23 protein-coding genes are annotated in these 25640 nt (G+C 63.1%); 13 read left to right on the forward strand and 10 right to left on the reverse strand.

Going from position 1 to position 25640, the window contains the following annotated elements:
• Window positions 1-8: 8 nt before the first annotated feature.
• The 9 genes from ACLV8F_RS07340 to ACLV8F_RS07380 form a co-directional block, all read right to left on the reverse strand.
• Entirely contained in the window at window positions 9-1106 is a 1098-nt protein-coding gene (locus ACLV8F_RS07340; RefSeq protein ID WP_411883579.1) for a PepSY-associated TM helix domain-containing protein, read from the reverse strand.
• Window positions 1106-3232, reverse strand: coding sequence for a TonB-dependent siderophore receptor (locus tag ACLV8F_RS07345; RefSeq protein ID WP_411883580.1), 2127 nt, complete (start codon window positions 3230-3232; stop codon window positions 1106-1108). Before ACLV8F_RS07345 ends, ACLV8F_RS07340 begins: the two co-directional genes overlap by 1 nt.
• A 150-nt stretch (window positions 3233-3382) precedes the next feature.
• The gene (locus tag ACLV8F_RS07350) at window positions 3383-4234 is read right to left on the reverse strand and encodes a heme ABC transporter ATP-binding protein (protein WP_411883581.1); all 852 of its coding nucleotides are present in this window, start codon (window positions 4232-4234) and stop codon (window positions 3383-3385) included.
• Between the two features lie 3 nt (window positions 4235-4237).
• Entirely contained in the window at window positions 4238-5299 is a 1062-nt protein-coding gene (locus ACLV8F_RS07355; protein WP_411883582.1) for a FecCD family ABC transporter permease, read from the reverse strand.
• Between the two features lie 76 nt (window positions 5300-5375).
• Complete coding sequence (locus ACLV8F_RS07360) at window positions 5376-6302, reverse strand: hemin ABC transporter substrate-binding protein (RefSeq protein WP_411883583.1); 927 nt, start codon at window positions 6300-6302, stop codon at window positions 5376-5378.
• A 39-nt stretch (window positions 6303-6341) separates the two neighbouring features.
• Entirely contained in the window at window positions 6342-6731 is a 390-nt protein-coding gene (locus ACLV8F_RS07365) for a VOC family protein (protein WP_411883584.1), read from the reverse strand.
• The gene (locus ACLV8F_RS07370) at window positions 6728-7864 is read right to left on the reverse strand and encodes a hemin-degrading factor (RefSeq protein ID WP_411883585.1); all 1137 of its coding nucleotides are present in this window, start codon (window positions 7862-7864) and stop codon (window positions 6728-6730) included. The genes ACLV8F_RS07365 and ACLV8F_RS07370 overlap by 4 nt, the downstream gene beginning before the upstream one ends.
• Window positions 7861-8226 carry a hypothetical protein gene (locus ACLV8F_RS07375; RefSeq protein WP_411883586.1) on the reverse strand — a complete coding sequence of 122 codons (366 nt, stop codon included), beginning with the start codon at window positions 8224-8226 and terminating at the stop codon, window positions 7861-7863. The genes ACLV8F_RS07370 and ACLV8F_RS07375 overlap by 4 nt, the downstream gene beginning before the upstream one ends.
• A 31-nt stretch (window positions 8227-8257) precedes the next feature.
• Complete coding sequence (locus tag ACLV8F_RS07380; protein WP_411883587.1) at window positions 8258-10501, reverse strand: TonB-dependent hemoglobin/transferrin/lactoferrin family receptor; 2244 nt, start codon at window positions 10499-10501, stop codon at window positions 8258-8260.
• Window positions 10502-10876: 375 nt separating this feature from the next.
• Here ACLV8F_RS07380 and ahpC point away from each other — a divergent pair, with 375 nt between their 5' ends.
• The 13 genes from ahpC (at window position 10877) to hemP (ending at window position 24849) form a co-directional block, all read left to right on the forward strand.
• Window positions 10877-11440, forward strand: coding sequence for an alkyl hydroperoxide reductase subunit C (gene ahpC, locus ACLV8F_RS07385; protein ID WP_411883588.1), 564 nt, complete (start codon window positions 10877-10879; stop codon window positions 11438-11440).
• Between the two features lie 111 nt (window positions 11441-11551).
• Window positions 11552-13120, forward strand: coding sequence for an alkyl hydroperoxide reductase subunit F (ahpF, locus tag ACLV8F_RS07390; protein ID WP_411883589.1), 1569 nt, complete (start codon window positions 11552-11554; stop codon window positions 13118-13120).
• Window positions 13121-13427: 307 nt separating this feature from the next.
• On the forward strand, window positions 13428-15557 hold the full coding sequence (locus ACLV8F_RS07395) for a TonB-dependent siderophore receptor (RefSeq protein WP_411883590.1): 2130 nt from the start codon (window positions 13428-13430) through the stop codon (window positions 15555-15557).
• A gap of 20 nt (window positions 15558-15577) precedes the next feature.
• Entirely contained in the window at window positions 15578-16747 is a 1170-nt protein-coding gene (locus ACLV8F_RS07400) for a PepSY-associated TM helix domain-containing protein (RefSeq protein ID WP_411883591.1), read from the forward strand.
• Between the two features lie 389 nt (window positions 16748-17136).
• Window positions 17137-17910 (forward strand): ferredoxin--NADP reductase, encoded by a 774-nt coding sequence (locus tag ACLV8F_RS07405; RefSeq protein WP_411883592.1) that lies wholly within the window; start codon window positions 17137-17139, stop codon window positions 17908-17910.
• Between the two features lie 133 nt (window positions 17911-18043).
• Window positions 18044-18520: a bacterioferritin gene (bfr, locus tag ACLV8F_RS07410; protein WP_411883593.1), complete on the forward strand. Its 477-nt coding sequence runs from the start codon at window positions 18044-18046 to the stop codon at window positions 18518-18520.
• A 327-nt stretch (window positions 18521-18847) separates the two neighbouring features.
• Complete coding sequence (locus ACLV8F_RS07415) at window positions 18848-21148, forward strand: TonB-dependent receptor (protein WP_411883594.1); 2301 nt, start codon at window positions 18848-18850, stop codon at window positions 21146-21148.
• 89 nt (window positions 21149-21237) lie between these two features.
• Complete coding sequence (locus tag ACLV8F_RS07420) at window positions 21238-21945, forward strand: Fe2+-dependent dioxygenase (RefSeq protein WP_411883595.1); 708 nt, start codon at window positions 21238-21240, stop codon at window positions 21943-21945.
• A 273-nt stretch (window positions 21946-22218) separates the two neighbouring features.
• Window positions 22219-22464: a bacterioferritin-associated ferredoxin gene (locus tag ACLV8F_RS07425; protein WP_411883596.1), complete on the forward strand. Its 246-nt coding sequence runs from the start codon at window positions 22219-22221 to the stop codon at window positions 22462-22464.
• A gap of 132 nt (window positions 22465-22596) precedes the next feature.
• Window positions 22597-23283 carry an energy transducer TonB gene (locus ACLV8F_RS07430; protein WP_411883597.1) on the forward strand — a complete coding sequence of 229 codons (687 nt, stop codon included), beginning with the start codon at window positions 22597-22599 and terminating at the stop codon, window positions 23281-23283.
• Window positions 23284-23313: 30 nt separating this feature from the next.
• Window positions 23314-24027, forward strand: a complete 714-nt coding sequence (locus tag ACLV8F_RS07435) for a MotA/TolQ/ExbB proton channel family protein (RefSeq protein WP_411883598.1) — start codon at window positions 23314-23316, stop codon at window positions 24025-24027.
• Window positions 24028-24096: 69 nt separating this feature from the next.
• Entirely contained in the window at window positions 24097-24507 is a 411-nt protein-coding gene (locus ACLV8F_RS07440; RefSeq protein ID WP_411883599.1) for an ExbD/TolR family protein, read from the forward strand.
• Between the two features lie 129 nt (window positions 24508-24636).
• Complete coding sequence (gene hemP / locus ACLV8F_RS07445; RefSeq protein WP_411883600.1) at window positions 24637-24849, forward strand: hemin uptake protein HemP; 213 nt, start codon at window positions 24637-24639, stop codon at window positions 24847-24849.
• A 199-nt stretch (window positions 24850-25048) separates the two neighbouring features.
• Here the strand turns inward: hemP and ACLV8F_RS07450 are convergent, their stop codons facing one another.
• Complete coding sequence (locus ACLV8F_RS07450; RefSeq protein WP_411883651.1) at window positions 25049-25456, reverse strand: GlcG/HbpS family heme-binding protein; 408 nt, start codon at window positions 25454-25456, stop codon at window positions 25049-25051.
• Window positions 25457-25640: the final 184 nt, after the last annotated feature.

Genomic DNA, 25640 nt, shown 5'->3' on the forward strand with positions numbered 1-25640 from the left:
AAAGCGCCCTAGGCCTTCCCGGCCCGCATGCGCCGGCGCAGCCACCACAGCCAGGTGCCGCTGACACCGAAGCCGAACAGCAGAAAACCCCCTGCCGCCGTCGCGACCACCCCGATCACGCCGGCCAGCTTGCCCGAGTGCAGCGGGTAGATCCAGGCATACGAGCGCGTGCCGATGTCCAGGTCGGTCCAGCGGTCCACACGTATCACTTCACCGGTCAGCGGATGCAGCCAGACCGACGACAGGCCGTTGGGATGCGGGTCGTCGTCCAGTTTTTTGCGTATGCGCACCGGCGTCGTGGGCTTGGCCGGCAATCCCAGGTAGCCCACTACGCCACCCGGCATGGCGGCGTTGGCGGTCGCGATCATTTCGTCGGCAGTGGCCGCGCGCCTCTGCGGGCCTGCTGCGGCCTTCACGGCCGGCGGCAGCACCTGTTTTTGCCCGGCGGCCTGCGTCACCCACTGCGAAACCGGGCGCCAGGCCATCCAGGTGCCGGTCAGCACGCAGACCAATACCCAGCCGCCCAGCACCACGCCGACGACCCTGTGAAGGTCGAACAGGCTGCGCAGCAACCCGCCCTTGAGGCTGACGGAAAACGCACCGCGCCAGCTCCTGGGCGGCCACCACAGCAGCACGCCGGTGACCAGCATGGCCAACATGGTGACGGTGTTGAAGGCCAGGATGGTCTTGCCCGTGTCGCCGGCCAGCAGCGCCGAATGGAACTCGAACAGCGCGTTGGCAAAGCCTTCGTGCTCTTCGCGCGCGCCCAGCTTGCGCCCACTGTACGGGTCGTAATGCGCCTGGCCCTGCCAGCTGTCGCTGGTCACGTAGACCAGGATGGACTCTTCAGGCTCACGCGGCGGGCGTATCGTGAAACGCGTCTTGCTGCCGTATTCGGCCACCAGCGACTGGCGAATCGTCTCCAGCGGCAAGGGCTGCCCGGCCGGCTTGACTTCAAAAAGCTGCGCATTGAGCACACGGTCCAGCGGCCGCGCACCCAGCATCAACGAGCCGGTGAAAGCGTTGAGCATCAGCAGCAGTCCGGCCGTCAGGCCCAGCCAGCGATGCACCTTCAGCAGCATCGGCCGCCACTTGCGCAGCCCCATCAGAAGTCGAACTTCGCGGCCAGGCGCAGCGTGCGCGGCGCGCCCACGCCCAGCAGGCCGTTACCGGCGGTGCTCCAGTAGACCTTGTCGGTGGCGTTGTCCAGGTTGGCCTGCAGCGTGGCGTCGGTGCCGAACAGCCTGGTGCGGTAGCGCGCGCCCAGCGACAGGGTGCCGCCGCCGTCGATGTAAGCCTGGTTGGCATTGTTGACGGGGCGCTTGCCGGTGAAATACCAGCCTGCATTGAGCGCCAGGCCGGGCACGGTGGGCACTCGGTATTCGCCGAACACGCTGTAGGTCACCTTGGCGGCGTTTTCGGGGGTCTTGCCGACTTCGTTGGCGACGGAGGATTTGACGATCTTCGGGTCCATCAGCAGCGCGGAAGCCACCACCGACCACTGCTTGTTGATCTCGCCCGTGGCCGCGAACTCCAGGCCCTTGTAGTTGGCTTCACCGGCAAGGATGAACCGGTTCGCCACGGTCGCTGTCGACGGCCGCTTGATGTCGAAATAGGCGACCTGCAGCAACACGCCCTCGGCGACCTCGGCCTTGACGCCGACTTCAATCTGCTTGTTGAGCACGGCAGGCAACACCTCGCCGGCATTGACGGCGCTGGCCGGTGCGGTGCCCGACTCTTCCAGCCCTTCGATATAGCTTGCATACACCGAGGTTTTTTCGTTGGGCTTGAACATCGCCGAAACGCTGGGGCTGGTTTTCTTCGCGGTAAAACCGGCCGAGGTCTTGTAATCGGAATGGCGCAGTCCGCCCATGATCTGCCACTGTTCCGACAGCACGATGCGATCGAAGAGGTAAAGGCCCTTGTCGGTGATCGTCGTCGGCGCGCTGCCGTTGGGCCCGATGCGCGGCGTGTACGGAATCTGCACGGGGTTGTAGTAGTTTTGTGCGAAGTTCAGTGTGGTGCCGCCCAGGCGGCTTTCCTGCTTGCGCTCGTTTTCGGTGTACCCGATCGAGAGCTCGTTGGCGATGGTGCCGGTCATCACCCGGCCTCCGAGCTCAATACGCAGGTTGTTGTTCTCGTACTCCTGCCCGTCCTGCTGGCTCACGGCCAGGTTGCCGGCGCCGGTGACGGCATTGTTCAGGGTGAACTGGGAGAAGCGCCGGGTGCGTGTGTTTTTGGCCTGGCCGAGTTCAAAAATTGCCGACCAGTTGTCGTTGATGGCAACGTCGGCGCGCGCCAGGATATTGTTCGCGTCGGCCACATAGCGCTGCCACTCACCCGCCAGGTTGACCTTGTTGCCCGTCAGGCGCGGCAAGGTGATGACGCCGCCGACGGCCGTCGGCAGGACGATGGCGGCTTGCTCGGAAACGTCCTTCTTGTAATGCTCGATGTCGAGCTTGAAACTGACCGAGGACGAAAGCTTGTAGTCGATCGCGGCCGACAGCAGTTCGCGCTTGCCCGCGAAGTTGTCGATGCCGATGTCCTCGCGTCCCTTGACCGCGTTGACACGCAAACCGACGGCGTTGTCCGGGCCGAAACGGCGGCCTATGTCCAGGTGCACGTCGGCAGCGCCGTACTGGTTCACCGAGGTGGCGATGCTGGTCACCGGCGTCGCGCCGGCACGCTTGGTGACGAAATTGACGATGCCGGACGGCGGCACAAAACCGTAGTACAGCGACGAAGCGCCCTTGAGCACCTCGACGCGCTCCTTGTTTTCCAGCGGGACGTCGACGAGGTTGATGATGGGCAGCGAGCCGTTGAGGCGGTAGTTACCGCGGTTCTCCACCAGGATGCCGCGGATCGCGATGTTGTCGTAGGTCGAGCCGTTGAGCTGCGAGCGCGTGACGCCAGCGGTGTTGCGCAGCGCGCCGAACAGCGTGCGCGCACCCTGCGCGTCGAGCACCTCGCGGGTGATGACGTTGGTGGTGAGCGGCACGTCCAGCGGGCTCTGGTCGCGGAAAGTGCCGACCTGCACGGTGTTGGAGGTGAAGCTGCCCTGGCGTTCACTGCTGACGGTGACCGTGCCCAGCGAACCGCCGGTCGCCGCTTCAGCCGGCGCATTTTGCGCATGGACCGACGTGGCGCCCAGCAAGGCGATGGCGGCGGCCAGCGGCGCGAGGGAAAAACGGGAAGCGGAACGGGAGTAAGGAAGTTGGGGGTGAAGTTGCATAAGCCAGCAGACAAGTAAAGGAACTCGGTTGGCTGGCTGGGCGCGGCGGGCGGGCCGCTTGGCTGGCTTCGAGGCGGATTATAAAAGGCCAGCCCCGTCCGCATGCGGGCCGTGAGCAACAGGTCAGCTGATCCGCCGACGGCCCGGTTTTTAAACCGGCGCCTCAAACAGGTATTGGCGCGGCCCCGGTTCCCCGCCCTGAGGCGCCACAGGATGCGCGACCACGCCCCACACCTTCTGGATGCACAAAGGCGTGAGCACTTCGGCGGTAGCGCCGCTGCCCACCACCTGCCCACCCTGCAGCACCACGCAGCGGTCGGCGTAGCGCAGCGCGAGGTTCAAATCGTGCAGCACGGCCACCACGCCCACGCCCTGGGCGGTAGCCCAGGCGCGCACCAGTTGCAGCATGCGGTGCTGGTGTTGCAAGTCGAGCGCCGCGGTCGGTTCATCCAGCAGCAACCAGCGTGTGGTTGGGGCGCCGGCCGGGCCTGCGGGCGCTTCCCAGACCTGGGCCAATGCGCGCGCCAGGTGGACACGCGCTTTCTCGCCGCCTGAAAGTGTATTGAGCACGCGGTGCTGGAGATGCTCGACCGCCGTGGCCTGCATGGCCTGCAACGGGATGTCCGCATCCGCCCTGCCCGGCTGGTTGCGATGCGGGTAACGGCCCAACTCCACCACCTCACGCACGGTAAATTCAAAAGCGACCTGGGTTTCCTGCGCCACCGAGGCGCGCACACGGGCGAGCTCGGCCGGCGCATACGCTGCCAAGGCCTTGCCGGCCAGGAAGACATTGCCGCCGGTGGGCTGGCGCTGGCCGGTCAGCAACGACATCAGCGTGGACTTGCCCGCGCCGTTGGGGCCCAGCACGGCCGTAACCTGCCCGGCTGAAAACTGCGCCGAAGCGGATTGCAGCAGCGCCCGACCGGGCACTTGCACGCCCACACCCACCACTTCAAGCCGGCCGGCAATCAACGAGAAATCATGCATGTTGCGTGCGTTCATGGGTCAGAGTCGGTTTTTGAAATGGCGCAGCAGCAGCAAAAAGAAAGGCACACCGACAAAGGCCGTCAGCACGCCCAGCGGCAGTTCGGCGGGCTTGACCATGGTCCGGGCCACGCTGTCGGCGGCCAGCACCAGGGCGGCACCCAGCAGGGCCGAACCCGGCAGCACGATGCGGTGGTTGGGGCCGGCCACCAGGCGCACGCAATGCGGCGCCACCAGGCCGATAAAACCGATGATGCCGGTGGTGGCCGTGACGGCGCCCACGGCCAGCGCCGTGACCAGCACGGCAAAACGTTTGACGCGCTCGACCGGCACGCCCAGCAATGCCGCCTGCGTCTCGCCCAGCGCAATCGCATTGAGCGGCCGGGCCAGCGTGAGGCCCGCGCCCAGCGCGGCCACCACGATGGAAAACACCAGCGCCACCGCGCTCCAGCGCGCCCCGCCCAGGCTGCCCAGCAGCCAGAATTGGATGTTGCGCAACTGCTCGTCGGTGGCCAGGAAGGTCAGGTAGCCCAGGCCCGCGCCGGCCAGCGCATTGACGGCGACGCCGGCCAGCAGCATGATGCCGACCCGTGTCGTGCCGTCCTGCTGCGACAAGGCATACACCAGCACCGTCACGAACAGGCTGCCCAGGAAGGCCATCAGCACCAGCGTCCAGCTGCCCAGCGTGCGCGGCATGTCGGGAAACCACATGCTGCCCAGCACGATGGTCATGCCGGCGGCCAGCGCGGCTCCGCTGCTGACGCCGATAAGGCCGGGATCAGCCAGCGGATTGCGGAACAGGCCCTGCATCAGCGCGCCCGACATACCCAGCGCCGCGCCGGCGGCCACACCGAGCAACAGGCGCGGCAAGCGGATATTCATGAAGACCAGGTGTTCGGGCGAAGGCTGGGCGCTGCCGCCCAGCATGTCGAGCAGCATTTGCCAGAGCTGCAGCGGGCTGATGGCATAGGCGCCGCGCGCACTGCCGAAAATAAAACTCAGGGCCAGCAGCAAGACACCCACACCCAGCACCAGCGACGCCGGCCAGCGCCGGTGGTCGCCGTGCAACGCGGCGGCCTTCATGCGCGGGCCCTGCGCAAAACGGCCGGCGTTCGCGCGCAGAGGACTTCCGCCATCGCGCCCTTCCTGGGTTCGTCGTTCATCCGCCGGCCTTGAGGCTGGCCTGGTGCAGCTCGGCCACCGCCTGCGGCAGGCGCGGACCGAAGCCGATCAGGTAGAGCGCATCAAGCGCCACCAGCGCGCGGCGCTTGTAGGCAGGCGTGAGTTCCAGGCCGGGGCGCTGCCAGAATTTCTCCAGCCCGCCGCTGGCTTCTACGCCTTGCGTTGTTGTGACGATCACGTCGGGCGCGGAGGTCACCAGGGCTTCGGGCGTCATCGCGCGATAGCCGGCGAAGTTGCTGGCGCCATTTGGGGTAATCAATGCGTTGTCCAGACCCGCGAAGGTGAACATCGCCTGCGCGGCGGTCTTCTCGCCGGCCACCTGCGGCGAGCCTGAATGCGTGAGGATGAACACGGCGCGCGGCTTGCGGCCGGTTTTGCGGGCCACAGCGGCCAACACCTCGGCCCACTGGGCGTCGAGTTTGGCCTGCAGCGCGGCGGCTTGCGCGACGCGCGACGTGGCACGGCCGACGGCGGCGACCTTGCGCTGCACCTCGCCCCAGGTGTGGTCGGCCTCGACCAATTCGACCTTGACGCCGGCGGTGCGCAACTGGTCCATCACCACGCCGGGGCCGGCCTCCGTCGTGCCGATAACCGCGTCGGGCTTGAGCGAGAGCAGGCCTTCGGCGGACAGCGCGCGCATATAGCCGACCTTGGGCGTTTGCAGCGCGGCGGCAGGATACAGGCTGGTGGTGTCGGTGCCGACCAGTTGCTTTTCAGCGCCCAGCGCGTAGACGATTTCCGTGGTCGCGCCGCTCACCGAGACGATGCGCGGCATCTTCGCCGGCGCCTGGGCCAGCGCAGCAGTCGCAGACAGGCCGCAAACGCCGGAGACGGCGGTAAGCGCCGGCAGTGAAAAATACCGCAAGGCGTCGCGCCGGCGGAGTTGAAGCGGGGGTGTTTTCATGGGGACCCTTGCATGGGGAAATGATGTGAGGGGGCGGCTTCAGGGAATGTTCTGCGCGATGCGCCAGAGCACGCCGGAGGGGTCGCCCAGCACGAAATCGCGCTGGCGCCAGGGCTGGTCTTGCGGTGCGATGGTGCGCACGCCGTAGCGGCCGGCGATGTCCGCCTGCTGCAGCCGCGTCCACCAGCTTTCCACGTCCTGCACGATCAGGTGCATCATGAAATTGCTGGCGTGCTCGGCCACATAAAAGTTCTGCAGGAAGAACGCCGTGTCACCCAGGCGCACATACGCCAAGGTGTCGTCCGACCAGGGAATCTCAAAGCCCAGTTCCTCATAAAACCGTTTGGACAGCGCGAAGTCTTTTGCCGGCACGAAGGCCTTGATTTCCACCGCGCCGAAACCGCCGTTTGGGCTTTCGCCTGCGCTCATGCGGCTTCCTTGAGCCTCGGTAGCCGCGCCACGATGTCGCGCCAGGGTTGCAGCTCGGGGTTACCGGGTTTGCGCGCGCCGAAGAACATCGCCATCAGCTCGCCCGCGCCGTCGAAGACTTCGACCGAAGTGACCACACCATCGGACGTCGGTTTCTCGACGATCCAGGCGCTCTTGATCATGTCTTCGCGCAGATGCAGGTTAAAGCCCGCGTCCAGCACATTGATCCACTGCGCGGTCGGGGTGACCATGGGTTCGATGCGCTTGACCGGCCCGGTGTGGATCTGGATGCAGCCCAGGCTGCCGACGAACACCATGATGGACGTGCCGTCGATAGCGGCTTCGTCGAGCAGCTTGCGCACGATGGTGAGGTCGGCCTTCTGGGTGAAGCGGCCCTCGACGAGGCGGAAGGCCTGCTGGCGCTCCGCGCCGGCCTTGCCGATCAGCCCGAAAAACTCGTGCGTGTCCTTCATCTCGCTCCAGCCCTGGGCCAGTGCGGCGGCGTCGATGTCCGCGTCGGCCTTCGGTGCAGCCTTGGGGCTGGCGGGCGTGAAGGTGTAAGCCTTGCCGGCATCGGTGAATTGGTTGGCGACATCGCGAAAGGCTTCGCGGTCGGTCTCAGGCCGCGCAAACACCTTGTGCACGGCAATGCCATGCGCGTCAAAGAACTGCAGGCTTTCCGATGCCGGGTTTTTCGGGTCGTTGGCCGGCTCGAAGACGTAGAAACCGGCATGCCAGCGGCTGAAGAAAATGCGCAGGTCGATTTCCTCGCCCAGCGCCAGGCCCATATGGCCCTGCGCGGTAATGTTGCGGTAGACACCGGTTTTTTCATGCACGGTGGATTCATTGCGCGTGAGCGCCATGACCGGGCCGCACAGTTCCAGCGCCTGCAGGATTTCGACCCAGGGGCCTTTGAGCGGCGTGGCCTTGAGAGCAAGCTCGTGCGTGCCGGCATGGGCCGCGACGGCCTGGCCTTCGGTGATGCCTATGCTCTCGGCGGCGTCTTTGGCGCGTTTGCCGCTGCTGCGCGCGGCGGCGAAGTTCTCACGCACAGTGGCGGGATTTTGGGAAGCACTGGCCGTTGCCTGGTTTGCGGCGTCGGGCCGCGTCTGGGTTGGAAGGACTGCGCTCATTGAAGGGTCTCCGGGGTTGTGTGCCAAAGCACGCGATGGGTATCAGAATGGTCTGCAGGCAAAAGCCCCTGCTGTGGCTGGTCAGGGCCTGGCTGCAGCACCCGCACCCACAAGGGATGCAGGTTGGCGGCAATGGCCCTGAAATTCGGCGGCGCCGCAGGATGGCGCGACAGCATGAACAGGTTGGCGATGATCTTTTTCGCCATCAGTGCGCGCTGCCCTTCGCAGCAGGCCTGGGCGTGTCCGGTCATCAGGGCCAGCGTCCCGGCCAGCAGGGCTTCCGCCGGGGGCAAACCCTGGGCGTCGGCCGCACCGGTATCGGTGTCGGTGTCGTTGCCGCCATGGTCGGGAAACTGGCTCATGCGCTTTCCTTTTAAAAAGTTCAGGGCGAGATCAGAAATCGGCGACCAGCGAGACGTTGAAATAACGGCCCGGCTGGCTGTAGGCATCGCGGAAGGAAGAATTGGCTGCCACACCGCGGACATCCGACCAGTTCCAGTACTTCTTGTCCGTCAGGTTGATGATGCCGGCGTTGACGCGCAAGGTTTTGCTGATGCGCCACTGGCCGGTGAGGTCAAGCGTGGTCGCGGACGGCACGGCGAATTGCGGCGAAGCCACGGGCACGGCCGGCGGAGAGGCGGCAATGGTTTGCGCGCTGATGTCGCTGAACTTCTTGGCGGAATGGTGGCTCGCGTCCAGGCGCACGTCCCAGGCCGCGGTTTCATACTTCAGGCCGACGACGAGTTTGGCCGGGTCTATCGTGTCCAGCGGCTTGCCGGTGTTCTTCACGGTGCCGCGGGTGTAACCGTAGGCAAACGGCGTGCTGAGCTGGCCGTTGCCGACCTTGCCCCAGTTCATGGCGCCCTTGATCTCAAAACCGCTGATGGTCGCGTTGTCGATGTTGATTGACTGGATGACGGCAGGGTTGGCCGGATTGCCGAAGGCGCCGCTGACGGTGGCGCCGTCCTGGATCAGGTCTTTGAAGCGGCCATAGAAGACGGCCGTGTCGAAGCTCAGCTGGTCAAGCCGCCCACGCACGCCGAATTCGACGTTCCGGCTCTTTTCAGGCTTGAGGTTGGGGTTGGGCACGGTGCGATAGCCGCCGGCAAGGTTCTGGAAGAAGCCGTTGACCTGACCGGCATTGGGCGCGCGGAAACCGCTGGCGTAGTTGCCGAACACGCTCCACTGCGGCGAGGCGCGGTAGATGACGCCGACCTTGGGCGACACGGCCGAGCCCGACAGCGACACGGCCGGCACCGGGAACCCGGTCTGCGCCGCATCGATCTTGAAGCTGTCCGCGCGCACGCCCGGCGTCACGCTCCAGTCGCCCAGGATAAATTCGTCCTGCACATAGAAAGCCGTGGAGCTTTCCTTGGTGTCAGGGAAACGTTTGAGCGGGAAGGTTTCGCCGGCGGGCGGCACCAGGCCTGTCTGCAGGTTCTCGATGTCCGCACTGATGTAATCGAAGCCGTAGGTGATCTTCTGGGCCGAGTTGCCGCCCATGCGGAGGGTCTTGTCGGCCTGGATGCTGGCCTGCAAGGTGCGTTCGCTGTAAGTCGTGTCACGCACACGCACTTGCGGCAGCGCCGTGCGGCGTTCATAGGTGTAGTCGTTGGATTTCGCATCCTGGTAGCTGAGCACGGTCTGGATGTTGTCGGTCACCGCGGTGTCGACCTTGTACCGCGCGTCCCAGGTGAGGCGGTCGCGGTCCATTTTTCCGGTCGAGTAGGAATCGAGCACCGTGGCCGAGCGCGCGGTGAGCAGGTTGTACTCGCTCTTCTTGTCGACGTGCTCGAAAGTGATGACGTGTTTTTGCGAAGAGGTCGGGTTCAGCACGACCTTGGCCAGCAGCGAGTTGGCCTTGTCCGTTTGCGGGTTCGGCTCCGTCCGGGTCAGGCCGGTACCGCCGGTTTCACCCTTGTTTTTCAGTTCCTTGCCGCTGCTGGTCGCCACGCTCAGTTGCCAGGCCAGCGCCTCATTCGCACGGCCGGCGATGGTGCCGCTGACCGCCGTTTCGCTGTTGTCGCCGCTGTAGCCGATCGACGCCCGGCCGCCCAGGGACTTGCCGTCTTTCAGGTAGTCGTCGGGCTCGTTGGTGATGAAATTGACCAGGCCGGCAATGCCGTCGGAGCCGTACAGCACGGAGGCCGGGCCCTTGACGATTTCAATGCGCTTGATGAGGTCTATGGAGACGCTGTCGCGGCCGAAGGAATTGGGAGTGAAGGCATAGCTGCGCGGGATGCGGATGCCGTCCACCATCATCAGCACGCGGTTGCCTTCGAGGCCGCGGATGTTGAAACCGGCATTGCCTTCGCGGCCGGTATCGCCCTGGGCCAGGCCAAAACGCGCGGGCGCGCGGCGCACCGAGACGTTGGGGATGTTTTTGGCCGCATCGCGGATGTCCCTGATCTGCCCCTGCTCGATGTCGGCGGCATTGATCACGTCGATGGTTTGCGGAATGTCTTCGACCGACTGCTCGTTGCGCGAGCCGCTGACGACGACTTCTTTCAGGGCCGCAACCTGAACAGATGCCGGCGCCACCGATTGGGCGTGCGCGGCAAAGCCGCTGCAGACCATGGCGGCCACAAGGGAGATTTCGCGCAAGGCGAAGCGGGAAGATGAATGGTTGGAAATCACGTGCAAGCCCAAAGTAAAAGGTTTGGATGGGCTTGCTACTGCAAAGGCGGAAGACCTGACGGCTCGCGATTGCTTATGGCTGGCTCTGGAGTTTTGAAGTATATGCGAATTGTTCTCATTCGCAACATTTGGATGCAAATAAGCTTTTGGAATTAACGTCCTGGGTGTTTATCTGTCTCTGTAACGCCGGCTTATTAGTCATAACTCAGTCACAGCAGCCCCTGAGGATGAGTGGCCGGAGACGGGCGCTAAAGCCTATCGCAGCCTATCCATTGAATAGTTAATTGCTATCGAATATAGTCAATTAACAGAGTTATACTATCGATTCGCCGGCAAGTTTTAGCCTTTTTTCATCACCTACAGAAAGCCATCTAGATGTCCCTGATCAATACCCAAGTCCAGCCTTTCAAGACCCAAGCCTTCCTCAATGGCAAGTTCATCGAAGTTTCCGACGAATCGCTGAAGGGCAAATGGTCGGTCCTGATCTTCATGCCGGCCGCATTCACCTTTAACTGCCCTACTGAAGTCGAAGATGCCGCCGACAACTACGCCGAATTCCAGAAGGCCGGTGCTGAGGTCTATATCGTGACCACCGACACCCATTTCTCGCACAAGGTCTGGCACGAAACCTCGCCCGCGGTCGGCAAGGCCAAGTTCCCGCTGGTGGGCGACCCGACCCACACGCTGACCAAGGCGTTTGACGTGTTCATCCCTGAGGAAGGCCTGGCACTGCGCGGCACCTTCGTGATCAACCCCGAAGGCGTCATCAAGACCGCTGAAGTGCATTCCAACGAGATCGCGCGCGACGTCAAGGAAACCCTGCGCAAGCTGAAGGCTGCCCAATACACCGCAGCCCATCCCGGCGAAGTCTGCCCTGCCAAGTGGAACGACGGCGCCAAGACGATCGCCCCGTCCATCGACCTGGTCGGCAAGATCTAAGAACAGGATTTAAGCGCCCCGCCGCCTTCCTGACGAAGGCCCGGGCCCCGGCACACCTGTGTGCCGTCCCGGGCTTTTTTGTTCCCCATTGAAATTGAAAGTGAGTCCGCCATGCTCGACGACGCCACCAAAGCCCAACTGAAAAGCTACCTCGAACGCGCCACCGCGCCCATCGAAATCGTCGCGTCACTGGACGACAGCGAAGGCTCCGGCGAAATGCTGTCATTGCTGAAGGACGTCGCAGAGGCATCGCCGCTGGTCAAGCTGACCGAAAGCCGCGACGACAGTCACCGCAAGCCTTCGTTCTCCATCAACCGCCCCAGCGAAAACCACGGCCCGCGGTTTGCCGGCCTGCCCATGGGGCATGAATTTACCTCGCTGATCCTTGCGTTGTTGCAGATCGGCGGTTACCCACCCAAGGTCGAGCAAGCCGTACTCGATCAGATCCGCGCACTCGATGGCGATTTCGAATTCGAGATCTACGTCTCGCTCACCTGCCACAACTGCCCCGACGTGGTCCAGGCACTGAACCTGATGGCCGTGCAGAACCCCCGCATCCGCACCACGATGATTGAAGGCGGCATGTTCCAGGACGAGATCAAGGAACGCCAGATCATGGCCGTGCCCACCGTGTTCCTCAACGGCACCGAGTTTGGCCAGGGCCGTATGAGCCTGGAAGAAATCCTCGCGAAGATCGACACCAGCGGCGTCGAACGTGAAGCGAAAAATATTAACGGCAAGGAAGCCTTCGACGTGCTGATCGTCGGCGGCGGCCCGGCCGGCGCAGCCGCGGCAGTGTATGCCGCGCGCAAAGGCATACGCACCGGCGTAGCCTCGGAGCGCTTCGGCGGCCAGGTGCTGGACACCATGGGCATCGAGAACTTCATCTCCATCAAGGAAACCGAGGGCCCCAAATTCGCCCACGCACTGGAAGAGCACGTGCGCAACTACGACGTGGACATCATGAACCTGCAGCGCGCCAAGGCGCTGGTGCCCAACAGCGGGCCTGGTAAAGACCTGATCGAAATCCAGCTTGAAAGCGGCGCTTCGCTCAAGAGCAAGTCCATCGTGATCTCGACCGGCGCGCGCTGGCGCAACATCAACGTGCCGGGAGAGCACGAGTTCAAGAACAAGGGCGTGGCCTATTGCCCGCACTGCGACGGCCCGCTCTTCAAGGGCAAGCGCGTGGCGGTCATCGGCGGCGGCAACTCAGGCGTCGAAGCGGCCATCGACCTGGCCGGCATCGTCGGCCATGTGACGCTGATCGAGTTCGACACCGCCTTGCGCGCCGATGCCGTGCTGCAGCGCAAGCTGAACAGCCTGAAGAACGTGACGGTGATCACCAATGCGCAGACCACCGAAATCACCGGTGACCAGAAGGTCAACGGGCTGGTCTACAAAGACCGCGCCAGCAGCGAGCTGAAAACCGTGGAACTGGAAGGCGTGTTCATCCAGATCGGCCTGGTGCCCAACACCGATTGGCTCAAGGGCGTCGTCGACCTGTCGAAGCACGGCGAGATCATCGTTGACGCCAAGGGGCAAACCTCGGTGCCCGGCGTGTTCGCGGCGGGTGACGTTACGACCGTGCCTTTCAAGCAGATCATCATCGCGGCCGGCGAAGGCGCGAAGGCAGCGCTCAGCGCCTTTGACTACTTGATCCGCAGTCCTATCGCCGCGTAAGCTTCTGTCGCGTTGAATGCGAAAAGCCGCCCTGACCGGGCGGCTTTTTTTTGGGGGACGCGCGGGAAACTCGCCGAAAAAACCAGAAGCTCATAAGGGCTCTTTAGATGAGAACAATTCTCATCAATGCTATATTGTCGGCTGCACTCTTTCGCTAGCCGAATGCCGCAAGCAGCCTCTACGCGCTGCCAGGCTTAGCAAGCCAACAACCCGCCCACCAGCCCCCTGAAATTCCGCCGCTTACCGTGGCTGAGCAGGCTGCCGTGCGCACGCCAGTTTCCTGGCGATCCTTCCGGGAGTTTTGACCTTGCTCACCTTGCACCTGCCGCGCGCCGGGCGCGCCACACGCCGTCTGGCCCCGTTCACCGCCCTCTCCCTGTTTGCCGCGCTTCAAGGGGTATACGCCCAGACTGCGGCCCAGACCACCACCACTGAAACCACGCTGCGCGAAGTGCAGGTGCGCTCCGAACAGGAGAAAGAAACCGCCACCGGCCCGGTGATCGGCTACCGCGCCAAAAGAGCTTCCACCGCGACCAAGACCGACACGCCGTTGTCCGAAACGCCGCAGGCTGTCACCGTCGTCACCAGCCAGCAGATGGCCGACCAGGGCGCCGCCAACCTGCAGGACGCCCTGGGCTATGCCGCCGGCGTGCGTTCCGACGCCTACGGGCTGGACTCGCGGACCGACTCGGTGCGGGTGCGCGGCAGCAACCCCGACAACTACCTGGACGGCCTGCGCGAGGCCTACGGCTACTACACCAGCCGCACCCGCGCCGATCCTTACACGCTGGAGCGCCTGGAGGTGCTGCGTGGCCCCTCGGGCATGCTGTTCGGCGCGGGCACGGCCGCCGGCGTGATCAACATGGTCAGCAAGAGACCGCAGGCAGAGACCCAGCGTGAAGTCGGCGTGCAGTATGCCAGCTACGGCCGCAAGCAATTCCAGCTTGACCTGACGGGCCCGCTGACGCAGGACGGCGAATGGCTGTACCGGCTGGTCGCGCTCAAGCGCAATTCAGACACGCAGGTGGCCTTTGTGCCCGACGACCGCAGCCTCGTCGCGCCTTCGCTGACCTGGCGGCCCAGCGCCGCCACCTCGCTGACCCTGCAGGCGCTGTGGCAGAAAGACAAGAGCGGCTCGACCTCGCAGTTCTTCCCCTGGGAAGGCACCTTGCTGCCCAACCCCAACGGCCGGCTGCCAACCAGCCGCTTCATCGGCGAACCCGGCGATTACTACAACTCCGAACGCAAGACCCTGGGCTGGCTGTTCGAACACAAGTTCAACGACAGCTGGACGGTGCGGCAGAGCTTCCGCATCTCCAGCAACGAGAACGACAACCGCTATCACTACGGCGATTTCTTCACCAGCCCGGGCAGTTGGGCGTCCGACCCGGTGGGCAAGCGGCTACTGGGCCGCGTCAACGACAGCTCACTGACACGCAGCCGCATCACCGCGCTGGACAACCATGCCGAAGGCCGTTTCAGCACCGGCGCCCTGCAGCACATGCTGCTCTTCGGCGCGGACTTCGCGCGTAACCGCGAGAACGTTTCATCGGGCTCGACTTACAGCGAGATCGACGCCTATGCGCCCGTCTACGGCAACCTGCAGATCCCCGATCGCGCCGCGCTCCCGCGGACCACGCAGCGCCAAACCGGTTTGTATCTGCAGGACCAGATCAAGCTGGACCACTGGATCGTCACTGCGGGCCTGCGCCATGACAAGGCCGTCGCGGGCGCCGAAGGCCGCCCCGATGAGGAAAGCACGGCGACCACCAAGCGCCTGGGCCTGTTGTATGCATTCCCTTCGGGCTGGTCGCCTTACGTAAGCTATAGCGAATCCTTCACGCCGCAAGCGGCCATCAAGGGCCAGCTGTTCAAGCCCCTGCGCGGCGAACAGTGGGAGCTGGGCCTGAAGTACGAGCCGGCGGACCGCGCGCTCGCCTTCAGCGCCGCGCTTTACGACCTGCGCGAGAAGAACCAGATCGCCTCGCCGCTGCCCGACGTCTACAGCCAGGTCGGCGCCACACGCACCAAGGGGGTCGAGCTGGAAGTCAAAGGCCCGCTCACGCCCAACCTGGAACTGGTCGCGCACTACAACTACACCGAGCTGGACAAGCAGCTCGAAGGCCTGCCCAAGCACCAAGCCAGCGCCTGGGCCAAGTACCGCTTCTCCATCGCCGGTGTGAACGGCTTCTCCGCAGGCGCCGGCGTGCGCTGGATGGGCGCCTTCAACGACCAGCAGGGCGGCGGCAACGGCCCGCAGATCCCCAGCGCAGCGCTGCTGGATTTGATGTTCGCCTACGACACCGCGCACTGGCGCTACGCCGTCAACATCAACAACGCAACCGACAAGACCTACTTCAGCACCTGCCTGGCACGCGGCGATTGCTGGTATGGCGCGCGTCGCAACGTGGTGGCCAGCGCCACCTACCGCTTCTAGACACCGGAAGGAGAACCATGATGAACAGCCGCAAGGTCAAGGCCTGGACATGGGTCCACAAATGGAGCAGCCTGGTCTGCACCGTCTTCATGCTGCTGCTGTGCCTGACCGGGCTGCCGCTGATTTTTCACCATGAGATCGGCCACTTGCTGGGCACCGAAGTCGAGGCGCCCGATCTGCCCAAAGCCACGCCGCGCGCCAGCCTGGATCGCATAATGGAAGTCGCCCAGGCACTGCACCCCGGCAAGGTGCCGATGTTCGCCTCGCACGAAATCGACGACGACCGCTTCTGGTACGTCACGCTGGGCGACACGCCGATGTCCCAGGAGAACAACAAGACCGTCGCGGTCGACGCGCGCACCGCCGCCGTGCTGGCCGAGCCGAAGTTCGATGAAGGCTTCATGTACATCATGTTCAAGCTGCACGTGGATTTGTTCGCCGGGTTGGCCGGCAAGCTCTTCCTGGGTTTTATGGGCCTCTTGCTGCTGGTTGCCATCGTGTCGGGCGTGGTGCTGTATGCGCCGTTTATGCGCAAGCTGGATTTCGGCGCCGTGCGGCAAAGCCGGCCGCGCGCCAAGTGGCTGGACCTGCACAACCTGCTGGGCGTCGTGACACTGGTATGGGCTTTCACGGTCGGCGCGACCGGCATGATCAACACTTGGGCCGACCTGCTGATCAAGTATTGGCAGTACGACCAGCTCAGTGCGCTATTGGCACCCTACCAGGGGCAAAAACCGCCCGAACGCCTGGCCTCGGTACAGCAGGCCGCCTCCTCGGCGGCCGCGCTCGCACCCGAGATGAAGATGGCATTCATCGCTTTCCCTGGCACGGCATTTTCCAGCCCGCATCACTACACCGTGTTCCTGCGTGGCAATGAGCCTTTCAACTCGCGTCTGCTCAAGCCCGTGCTGGTGGACGCCGGCACCAACGCGCTCACCGCCAGCCCGCCGCTGCCCTGGTACCTCACGGCGCTGCTGGTGTCGCAACCGCTGCATTTCGGTGACTACGGCGGCATGCCGATGCAGATCCTGTGGGCGCTGCTGGACATCGCGACCATCGTGGTGCTGGGCAGCGGCCTCTACCTGTGGATCAAGCGCCGCAACCCGGCCGTAGCCGTGAAGACGGCCAATGCGGGGACTGCGCCGGATACACACGCCATGCCCCAGAAGGCGCCGGGCGGTGCCGCGTGAGCGCGCCTGCACGTTCCGCCTTCTGGCACCTGTGGCGCTGGCCCCTTGTGCTGGGACTGCTGAGTGCCAGCGGCCTGCTGACGGCGCTTGTCTCCGACGGCTGGGGTGACGGGTGGGCATGGCTGGGACTGGGAGTGCCGGTAGCGGTGATGGCCTGGTTCGCGTGGGTGCCGCGCAAGATCAGGCGCTGAACGTGAACTCATGAACCCTCGATGTGACCTTGGCGTCGGCATGGCGTCCCTGCGGTCGCGAAACATCGCTCCGCGCAGGCGATAAAATACGGCGCTGCTCACGCACGATCTGAAGGCCCGAACTGACGGAGTGCGCGGCGGGCCTCCTGCCCTGCATCCTCCAAATTACTTTTCCTTCTTTCCATCCTCCTTTTTCTCATGAGCGCCTTTAACACCGAACGCATTATTTCCGTCCATCACTGGACCGACACGCTCTTCAGTTTCACCGCCACGCGCGACCCGGGCTTTCGTTTCGTCAACGGCCAGTTCACCATGATCGGCCTGCCGGTAGACGGCAAGCCGCTGATGCGCGCTTACAGCGTGGCCAGCGCCAACCATGAAGACCAGCTGGAGTTTTTCAGCATCAAGGTGGCCAACGGCCCGCTCACCTCGCGCCTTCAACATCTGAAACCCGGCGACGACATCCTGGTCGGCCGCAAGCCCACCGGAACGCTGCTGCTGCAAAACCTGCTGCCCGGCAAAACGCTTTGGCTGCTGGCTACCGGCACCGGCCTTGCCCCCTTCCTCTCGCTGATCAAGGACCCTGACACCTACGAGCGTTTTGAGCGCGTGGTGCTTGTGCACGGCTGCCGCACGAGTGCCGAACTGGCCTACCGCGGACTGATCGAGCATGAACTGCACGAGCATGAGTTCCTCGGCGAACTGGTGCGCGGACGCCTGCTCTACTACCCGACCGTGACGCGCGAGCGCTTTCGCAACGAGGGCCGCATCACCGAACTCATGCAGTCGGGCAAGATCTACAGCGACCTCGGCCTGCCGGCAATTTCGCCGGAAAACGACCGCCTGATGCTGTGCGGCAGCCCCGACATGCTGCGCGACATCAAGGCCATGCTGGAAGCACAGGGCCTCGAGGAAGGCAACATGCAGCACGCCGGCCATTTCGTGGTGGAACGCGCATTTGCCGAACGCTGAGCACCGCCGGCACTGCAATACGAACGTTTATCACAATCAAACGCAGACAGACCGCGCCAGCAGGGGAATGCTTGAGTTGCGGCGTCCAGCCAGTGACAATGGGCAATCCGCACAACAACGATAAGGAATTCCCATGAAAGGCGACGCACAAGTCATCTTGCACCTGCAGGCGCAGCTCAAGAACGAGCTGACGGCCATCAACCAGTACTTTCTGCACTACCGCATGTACAAGCACTGGGGCCTGGACAAGCTGGCGAAGAAGGAATACGAAGAATCCATCGGCGAAATGAAGCATGCCGACAAGCTGATGGACCGCATCTTCATGCTGGACGGCCTGCCCAACCTGCAGGACCTAGGCAAGTTGATGATCGGAGAGGACGTACCGGAAGCCCTGAACTGTGACCTCAAAGCCGAAACCGGCGCTCAGGCGACGATCAAGGACGGCATCGCCCACTGCGAAAGCGTGCGTGACTACGTTTCCCGGGACCTGCTACAGGAAATCCTGGACGACACTGAAGAACACATCGACTTCCTGGAAACCCAGATCGAGCTGGTCGCCAAGGTCGGGATACAGAACTACCTGCAAAGCCAGATGGGCGAAGTCAGCTAAGCCGTCCCGGCAATTCAGCGCAGGGTGAATGCCCTGCCATGACACACGGGGCCTGCGGGCCCCGTTGTCGTTTCAGCTTTCTTGGCTGTGGCCTCACTTGCGTCCCGCCATCAGAATTGCTGCTTTTCCGCCACAAAAGAGAGTTCCAACAGAACGATTCTTCATCATCCAGACACAAGATATTACGAATCATTATCATTTCAGATAAACTTCGGGCGAACTTTCGCGCCAGCCAACCCGTGTCTCCTCAGGTGATTTCGGGCCAGCCAAGCTTTTTTCTGAACCCGGTCCGCCTGCCACAAGGCCGGACCCTGCTTGGAGGCCATCTTGGCACACCCTTCCTCTCGCGCGGCGCGTTCCGCGCGCAACAAAAAGTCCCGCAGCGCCGGCACTGCCAGCTTTTCTCCCCTCGCCGCTCCGGCAGCCAATTCGGCCCTGTCGTCCGACAAAGCTCTGCTGCCGCTGGGCGCGCTGATGCTGGCGGTTTCGGTGTCCGGCTGGGCGCAGAGCGTCACCCCGGCTCCCGCCGCCTCCGGCACTGCGGCCACGCAAGCCGAAGGCAAGAGCCTTGCGCCCGTCACAGTCACGGGCACGCGCGACCGCGAGAACCAGACCTACCAAAGCGGTATCACCAGCGTGGGCAAGATGCCCGTGCCGGCCAAGGACATTCCCCAGTCGCTGACGGTCGTGAATGAAAAACTCATGCATGACCAGGGCAAGGACAGCTTCAAGAGCGCGCTAGAGAACGTCATCGGCATCACCTTTGAAGCCGGCGAAGGCGGCCGGGTCGGCGACAACATCCGCCTGCGCGGCTTCAGCGCGGCCGGCGACATTTACCAGGACGGCATGCGCGACATCGCGCAGTACAACCGCGACACCTTCAACGTCGAGCGTATCGAAGTGCTGCGCGGCGCGGCGTCCATGCTGTTCGGCCGCGGCTCCACCGGCGGCATCATCAACCAGGTCAGCAAACAGCCTCGCCTGATCACCGAGCATGAGGTGAACGCCACCATCGGCACCAAAGGCTACCAGCGCTACCAGGGCGATTTCAACTTCAAACTGGATGACGACGCGGCATTCCGCATCAATGCCATGGCCACCGACAGCGACGGCCGCGGTGACAACGCCAGCGCCTCCACCCACCGCCGCGGCCTGGCGATGGACTACCGCTTCGGTATCGGTACCGCCAACGAATTTGAAGTCAGCTACTACCACCTGCATTACAACGACAAGCCCGACTGGGGCTTTGCGTGGTTCAACAGCCGCCCGGCGCCTCTGACCGAGAAATTCTGGTACGGGCTGAACACCGACTTCCAGAACGACAAGGCCGATGCCGTCACCCTGAGCCACACCCACCGCTGGGCCGACGGCAGCAGCCTGAAGACCACCGTGCGTGACGGCTACTACTCACGCACGCTGCGCGCTACGCAAGCCAGCTTTGCCGCTGGTACCACCGTGGCCAACCTTAACGCGAACACGGGGGTCAGCCGTGGCAACACCAGCGCGGGCAATGCCAAGGCGGGTAACGAACACCACACCTTCCTGCAGACCGACTACCTCACCACCACCCAGTGGTTTGGGCTCAAGAACAGCCTTTTGGTCGGCGCCGAATACGCAGTGGAAAATTCCGACCGTCTCAGCTACCCGCTCCTGACGGGGGCGAAGCCGGGCACGACCGTGGGCAACCCGATCAGCACCGGTATCGGCGGCAACTACACACAAAGGCTGGAAACCTCCTTCAAGGCCACCACGCTGGGCCTGTACATGCAGGACACGATCGACCTCACGCCTTACTGGAAGCTGGTCGCCGGCCTGCGCGTCGACAACTTCAAGGCCGACTACCAGCGGCCCACCGGCGTCCCTCCCAATAACGGGACGCTCGCCAGGTCCGACAGCCTGCTGAGCAAGCGCCTTGGCGTGATGTACCAGCCGACCGACGAGGTCAGCTACTACGCGGCCTACGGCACGTCGTTCAACACCTCGGGCGACCTCTACCAGTTCGATCCCAACTCGGCCAACACGGCGCCCGAGAGCAGCCGCAACATGGAAATCGGCGCAAAGTGGGAACTCTACGGCGGTGACCTGTCGCTGCGCACGGCGCTGGCTCGCACCGAGAAGTACAACGAGCGCAACACCGACATCGATACCAACACCAATTCCTACCTGCTGTCCGGCAAGCGCCACACCGACGCCCTGGAATTCGAGGTGGCCGGCCGCATCACGCCGCAGTGGGATGTCTTTGCGGGCATCGGCTTCCTGAAGGCGAAGATTGACCAATCAGGCACCAATGCCGCAGGCCGGGCCGAAGTCGGGGAAAATCCCGGCCTGAGCCCAAGCCGCCAGGCCACCCTGTTCACCACCTACCGCATCGGCGACAAGTGGCGCATTGGCGGCGGCTTTACCGCCGTCAGCACGAACAAGCCGGCCAACAGCGTCACCAGCACCAACCGCGCGCCGGGTTACGTCAAGGCCGACGCACTGGTGGAATACCGCATCAATGAAGGCAACACCATCAAACTGAACATCGACAACCTGTTCGACAAGGTCTACTACAACACCCTGTACCGCGGCTTTGTGGCACCCGGCGATGCGCGCAGCGTGCGCGTGACGCTGACCAGCAAGTTCTGATTACAGCTTAGAGTTTTCAAGGTATTGGGCACCTGGGGGATACTCCGGGTGCCCTTTTTTGTTTCAGCGCTTATTCCGGGAATTCCTCCATGCTGCTTCGCATTCACCAAGCCCTCCAGCCAGACGAACTCGCGCAGGTCCGCCAGCTGATTCTGGGCGCTGACTGGGCCGACGGCCGCATCACGGCCGGCAGCCAGAGCGGCACCGTCAAAAACAATCTGCAGCTGCCCGAAGATCTCCCCGCCGCCCAGCAGGCGCGGCACATCGTGTCGGTGGCACTGGCCCGCAACCCCATGTTCGTCACAGGGGCGCTGCCCAAATCGGTCTACCCGCCGCTGTTCAACCGCTACGGCGGCGACGCCAACAACTTCGGCAACCACATCGACAACGCCGTACGCACGCATGCCGCCACGGCGCGCCATGTGCGCACCGACATTTCCTGCACGCTGTTCCTGAGCGATCCAGCCAGCTACGACGGCGGCGAACTGGTGGTGCAGGACACCTATGGCGAGCAGCGCATCAAGTTCGAGGCCGGCGACCTGGTCATGTACCCGGGTACGTCGGTGCACCGTGTGGAGCCGGTCACGCGCGGCGAGCGCCTGGCCTGCTTTTTCTGGATCGAAAGCATGGTCCGCTCCGACGCCCAGCGCCGGCTCCTTTACGAGATGGACATGGCCATCACCTCACTGCGCCAGAAAGACCTGGAGCGCGCGGCCCAGGGCGCGGCCGAGAGTCCCGAGGTGGTGCGGCTGACGGGCTGCTACCACAACCTGCTGCGTATGTGGGCTGAGGTTTAGGCCACCTAAAGCATCATCCCCTTGCGCCTGGTAGGTCTTTGGCGCATCGAGGTTCCACACGGCCGGCAGTGTTTGTTTCAAGCTCGCTATTGGATTCATAGCGTCAAATACATATCTGGCGGGCATAACGGGCGCCTTTAATCCGGCACCGTGCGCCTTGAAGTCGATGCGGTGGTCAAGCGCAGAAAATAAGCGCACCCACGATTGCAAATGCGATAGATTCGCATTTATAATCTGCACACCGATTGACCCAATCACCAGCCAAGCCACTCCATGATCGTTTGCGTCTGCCGCCGAATCTCTGACCGCGAAATTGCCCGCCATGCCCGTGCGGGCCTGGGTTTTGACGAGATCCAGTTCGAACTCGGCGTAGCCACGCAATGCGGCCAGTGCGAAGGTTGCGCCCGCGACGTCGTCGCGCAGTGCAGCGCCAGTTGCCCGACCGCCAACATCAAGCTCGCCACCCACACACTGGAAGGCAGCCCATGGAACATCTCGCAACACTCTCCTCAACCCTGATCGCAGGCCTTCCCGTCAGCCTGATCCTGGTGATAGGCTCAGCCTGGTGGATCTTCCGCCGCTGATCCTGGTCAAACTCCTGACTCAAGCCGCGGCACGCACGCGGCCATTCACCTATTCACTCATTCCCCGATGACCGCCCCTGCTTTCTCCAGCGCCCCGCGCCCTCCCGCGCCGCGCCAACCTCTAAGCCGCAATGCCGTGATCGCCTTGACGGTGGTGGGCCTGCATGTCGGTTTCATCTGGGCGCTGCAAAGCGGCCTGTTGATGCGGGCCGCCGAAATCGTGGTTCCCGCTGAAGTCCTGGCGCAATTCATCGATCCGCCCGCCCCCAAGGTTGAGCCGGTGCCGCCCACCCCGCCAACACCGACCGTGCAGAAAAAGCCCGTCGCCAAAGCGCCGGTGCAACCAGCACCCCAGCCTTTGGCCATCAAGGATCCCACACCCTCACCAAACGCCCCGACGGGCGTGGTCACGCCGCCGCTTCCGCCCGCACCAGTGGCTGTAGCCCCTGTCGCACCACCTGCGCCGGCGGCCGTGCAATTGCCCTCCAGCGACGCCGACTACCTCCAGAACCCGAAACCGCCCTACCCGCCCATCAGTAAACGGCTGGGCGAGCAAGGCAAGGTGATCGTGCGCGTGCTCATTGGCGTCGATGGGCAGGCGCAGAAGTCTGAAATCCAGAAATCCAGCGGATTTGACCGGCTCGACCAGGCGGCAGTCGCTACCGTCATGCGGTGGCGCTATGTGCCGGGCAAGCGCGGTGGCGTGCCCGAAACCATGTGGTTCAACGTGCCCATCAATTTCGTTCTAGAGTAATTTTTTTGAAAACCGTGGAGTATTGAAGTCATGAATTCCCAATTCGGCCTTGCCAACGTCTGGAGCCAGGGCGATATCGTCACCAAGTCAGTCGCCTTGCTTCTGCTGATCATGTCGCTGTCCTCATGGATGGTCATCATCATCAAATCGCTGGACTTGATCAAATACAAACGCATCGCGCGCGCGGCCGAAGATTTCTGGCACAGCGAGGATTTCGCGGCAGGCTTGACCAAACTCGGCGGCGACCCCACCAACCCCTTCCGCCAACTGGCCCTTGAAGGCCGTGAAGCCACGCTGCATCACCGCAACACCAAGGCGCACCTGCATGACGCCCTGGATGTCAGCGATTGGGTCACGCGCACGCTGCGCAACACCATCGACGAGTTCACAGGCAAGCTGCAGTCCGGCCTTGCCATCCTGGCTTCGGTCGGTTCGACCGCCCCCTTCGTCGGCCTGTTCGGCACCGTGTGGGGCATCTACCATGCACTGCTGTCCATAGGCGCGGCAGGCCAGGCAACCATCGACAAGGTGGCCGGCCCCATCGGCGAATCGCTGATCATGACGGCCCTGGGCCTGGCCGTGGCGATTCCCGCGGTGCTGGGCTACAACGCGCTGGTGCGCGGCAACAAGGGCGTGCTGCAAAAGCTCAACCGTTTTGCGCATGACCTGCACGCCTACTTCGTGACCGGCGCCCGCGTGAGTGCCGGCGGCCAGGCCAATGTCGTTGCCATGAAAAAGGCCTGACACCGTCCCATCCACCCGGCCTCGCTACCTGAAGCAGCAAGGCCTCTTATTCAGTGACCGAGAAGCACCATGGCCTTTGGAACCCAAGACGACAGCGATGAGGTGATGAACGAGATCAACATGACGCCCATGGTGGACATCATGCTGGTACTGCTCATCATTTTCATCATCACGGTCCCCGTGATGAAGCATTCCGTCAACATCGACCTGCCACGCGCCTCCAACGAAGCGCAAAACATCAAACCGGAAACGATTCGTCTGAGCGTGGATGCCGAGGGCAGCTACTTCCTCAACGAAACCAAAATTACCGATGACGAGCTGGGCACCCAGCTGAAGACTGCGGCGGCCCAGAATCCGCAGCCCGAGCTGCATATCCGCGGCGACAAGTCGGTGCGCTACGAACGCGTGGCACAGGCAATGGCGGCCGCGCAACAAGCCGGCCTGCGCAAAATCGGCTTTATCACCGAGCCCAAGAACTGATAAAAGCCTGCCCGCGACAACGCCGGCAGGCTTTTTTCTTGCCCTCAGAAATTGCAGCCCAAATTCGCTTGACTTTCAAATGAGAATGGTTATCATTAACTTAACGAAGCCCAAACAGGTTTAACCATCATGTCCATTGCAATGCCCGCCACCAACACTTTGAGCCTTCCCGCCCGCGCTCCAGCGCATGCAGAGACCGCTTCGAGCGGCCAGGGCAGTTCCGCTACCAGTGTCAACAGCACCGAAATCCTGCGTGGGCAAAAAGCGGTCGAAATCAACCACAACGGCTCAACCTACCGCCTGCAGGCAACGCGCCTGGGCAAGTTGATCCTGACCAAATAACGCAAGTTCCTGCTCCCTTTTTCATTGAGAGTTTCATCGTGGGGCGATCCGGGGCTACCAAGCTCCCAAGGTCGTTTTTAGCCAGCCATAGACTCCCCGGAGTTGTTTAGCCAGGCTTTTTTTCTCCCGATGCCCTGCTCACGCCAACAAAAAAGCCGACCATGTGGTCGGCTTTTTTCATGCCACTGAGCAGGCGAATTTAGAGGCCAATGGCGGCCATGCCTGCACGGGCAATTTGCGCATCTTCACTTGACTTCACGCCGCTCACGCCCACGGCGCCAATGCATTGCCCATCCTTGATGATGGGCACGCCGCCCTCCAGCATCCCTTGGAGATACGGCGCCGACAGAAAGGACATACGCCCGCCGTTGATCACGTCTTCGTAGATCTTGCTGTCACGGCGGCCCATGGCGGCGGTGTTGGCCTTGGAGGGCGCGAGGTGCGAGGAGATAGGAGGAGCACCATCCAGGCGCTGCAGATGCAATAGATGGCCGCCATCGTCAACGATGGCGATGGTCACAGCCCAATTGTTCTTGACGGCTTCCGCCTCGGCGGCCGCCGCAATGGTTTTGACGTCGGCAAATTCCAGCACTGCTTTTGATTTCATGGTCTTCAGGGTTTCCGGTTTATTGGCAAAGATATCGAGCATACGCAAATTTGAGGCCTCCCTTCAAACCCATTGCCGCCAAATTAGCTTATAGAACCCTTACAAAAAGTAGGGAGTGAGGGCTGGAAAAACAGCAATGCACTCTAAAATAATCTTGCCCGCATTTGCTGGCGCCCTGGAGACG

The organism is Polaromonas sp. YR568 (genome assembly GCF_943369675.1).
Taxonomy (GTDB): domain Bacteria; phylum Pseudomonadota; class Gammaproteobacteria; order Burkholderiales; family Burkholderiaceae_C; genus Polaromonas.

Excerpts from the sequence above, each read along its gene's own strand:
- ACLV8F_RS07340 (WP_411883579.1), bottom strand. The coding sequence starts at position 1,106 with ATGGGGCTGCGCAAGTGGCGGCCGATGCTGCTGAAGGTGCATCGCTGG.
- ACLV8F_RS07345 (WP_411883580.1), bottom strand. The coding sequence starts at position 3,232 with ATGCAACTTCACCCCCAACTTCCTTACTCCCGTTCCGCTTCCCGTTTT.
- ACLV8F_RS07350 (WP_411883581.1), bottom strand. The coding sequence starts at position 4,234 with ATGAACGCACGCAACATGCATGATTTCTCGTTGATTGCCGGCCGGCTT.
- ACLV8F_RS07355 (WP_411883582.1), bottom strand. The coding sequence starts at position 5,299 with ATGAAGGCCGCCGCGTTGCACGGCGACCACCGGCGCTGGCCGGCGTCG.
- ACLV8F_RS07360 (WP_411883583.1), bottom strand. The coding sequence starts at position 6,302 with ATGAAAACACCCCCGCTTCAACTCCGCCGGCGCGACGCCTTGCGGTAT.
- ACLV8F_RS07365 (WP_411883584.1), bottom strand. The coding sequence starts at position 6,731 with ATGAGCGCAGGCGAAAGCCCAAACGGCGGTTTCGGCGCGGTGGAAATC.
- ACLV8F_RS07370 (WP_411883585.1), bottom strand. The coding sequence starts at position 7,864 with ATGAGCGCAGTCCTTCCAACCCAGACGCGGCCCGACGCCGCAAACCAG.
- ACLV8F_RS07375 (WP_411883586.1), bottom strand. The coding sequence starts at position 8,226 with ATGAGCCAGTTTCCCGACCATGGCGGCAACGACACCGACACCGATACC.
- ahpC (WP_411883588.1), top strand. The coding sequence starts at position 10,877 with ATGTCCCTGATCAATACCCAAGTCCAGCCTTTCAAGACCCAAGCCTTC.
- ahpF (WP_411883589.1), top strand. The coding sequence starts at position 11,552 with ATGCTCGACGACGCCACCAAAGCCCAACTGAAAAGCTACCTCGAACGC.
- ACLV8F_RS07400 (WP_411883591.1), top strand. The coding sequence starts at position 15,578 with ATGAACAGCCGCAAGGTCAAGGCCTGGACATGGGTCCACAAATGGAGC.
- ACLV8F_RS07405 (WP_411883592.1), top strand. The coding sequence starts at position 17,137 with ATGAGCGCCTTTAACACCGAACGCATTATTTCCGTCCATCACTGGACC.
- bfr (WP_411883593.1), top strand. The coding sequence starts at position 18,044 with ATGAAAGGCGACGCACAAGTCATCTTGCACCTGCAGGCGCAGCTCAAG.
- ACLV8F_RS07420 (WP_411883595.1), top strand. The coding sequence starts at position 21,238 with ATGCTGCTTCGCATTCACCAAGCCCTCCAGCCAGACGAACTCGCGCAG.
- ACLV8F_RS07425 (WP_411883596.1), top strand. The coding sequence starts at position 22,219 with ATGATCGTTTGCGTCTGCCGCCGAATCTCTGACCGCGAAATTGCCCGC.
- ACLV8F_RS07430 (WP_411883597.1), top strand. The coding sequence starts at position 22,597 with ATGACCGCCCCTGCTTTCTCCAGCGCCCCGCGCCCTCCCGCGCCGCGC.
- ACLV8F_RS07435 (WP_411883598.1), top strand. The coding sequence starts at position 23,314 with ATGAATTCCCAATTCGGCCTTGCCAACGTCTGGAGCCAGGGCGATATC.
- ACLV8F_RS07440 (WP_411883599.1), top strand. The coding sequence starts at position 24,097 with ATGGCCTTTGGAACCCAAGACGACAGCGATGAGGTGATGAACGAGATC.
- hemP (WP_411883600.1), top strand. The coding sequence starts at position 24,637 with ATGTCCATTGCAATGCCCGCCACCAACACTTTGAGCCTTCCCGCCCGC.
- ACLV8F_RS07450 (WP_411883651.1), bottom strand. The coding sequence starts at position 25,456 with ATGAAATCAAAAGCAGTGCTGGAATTTGCCGACGTCAAAACCATTGCG.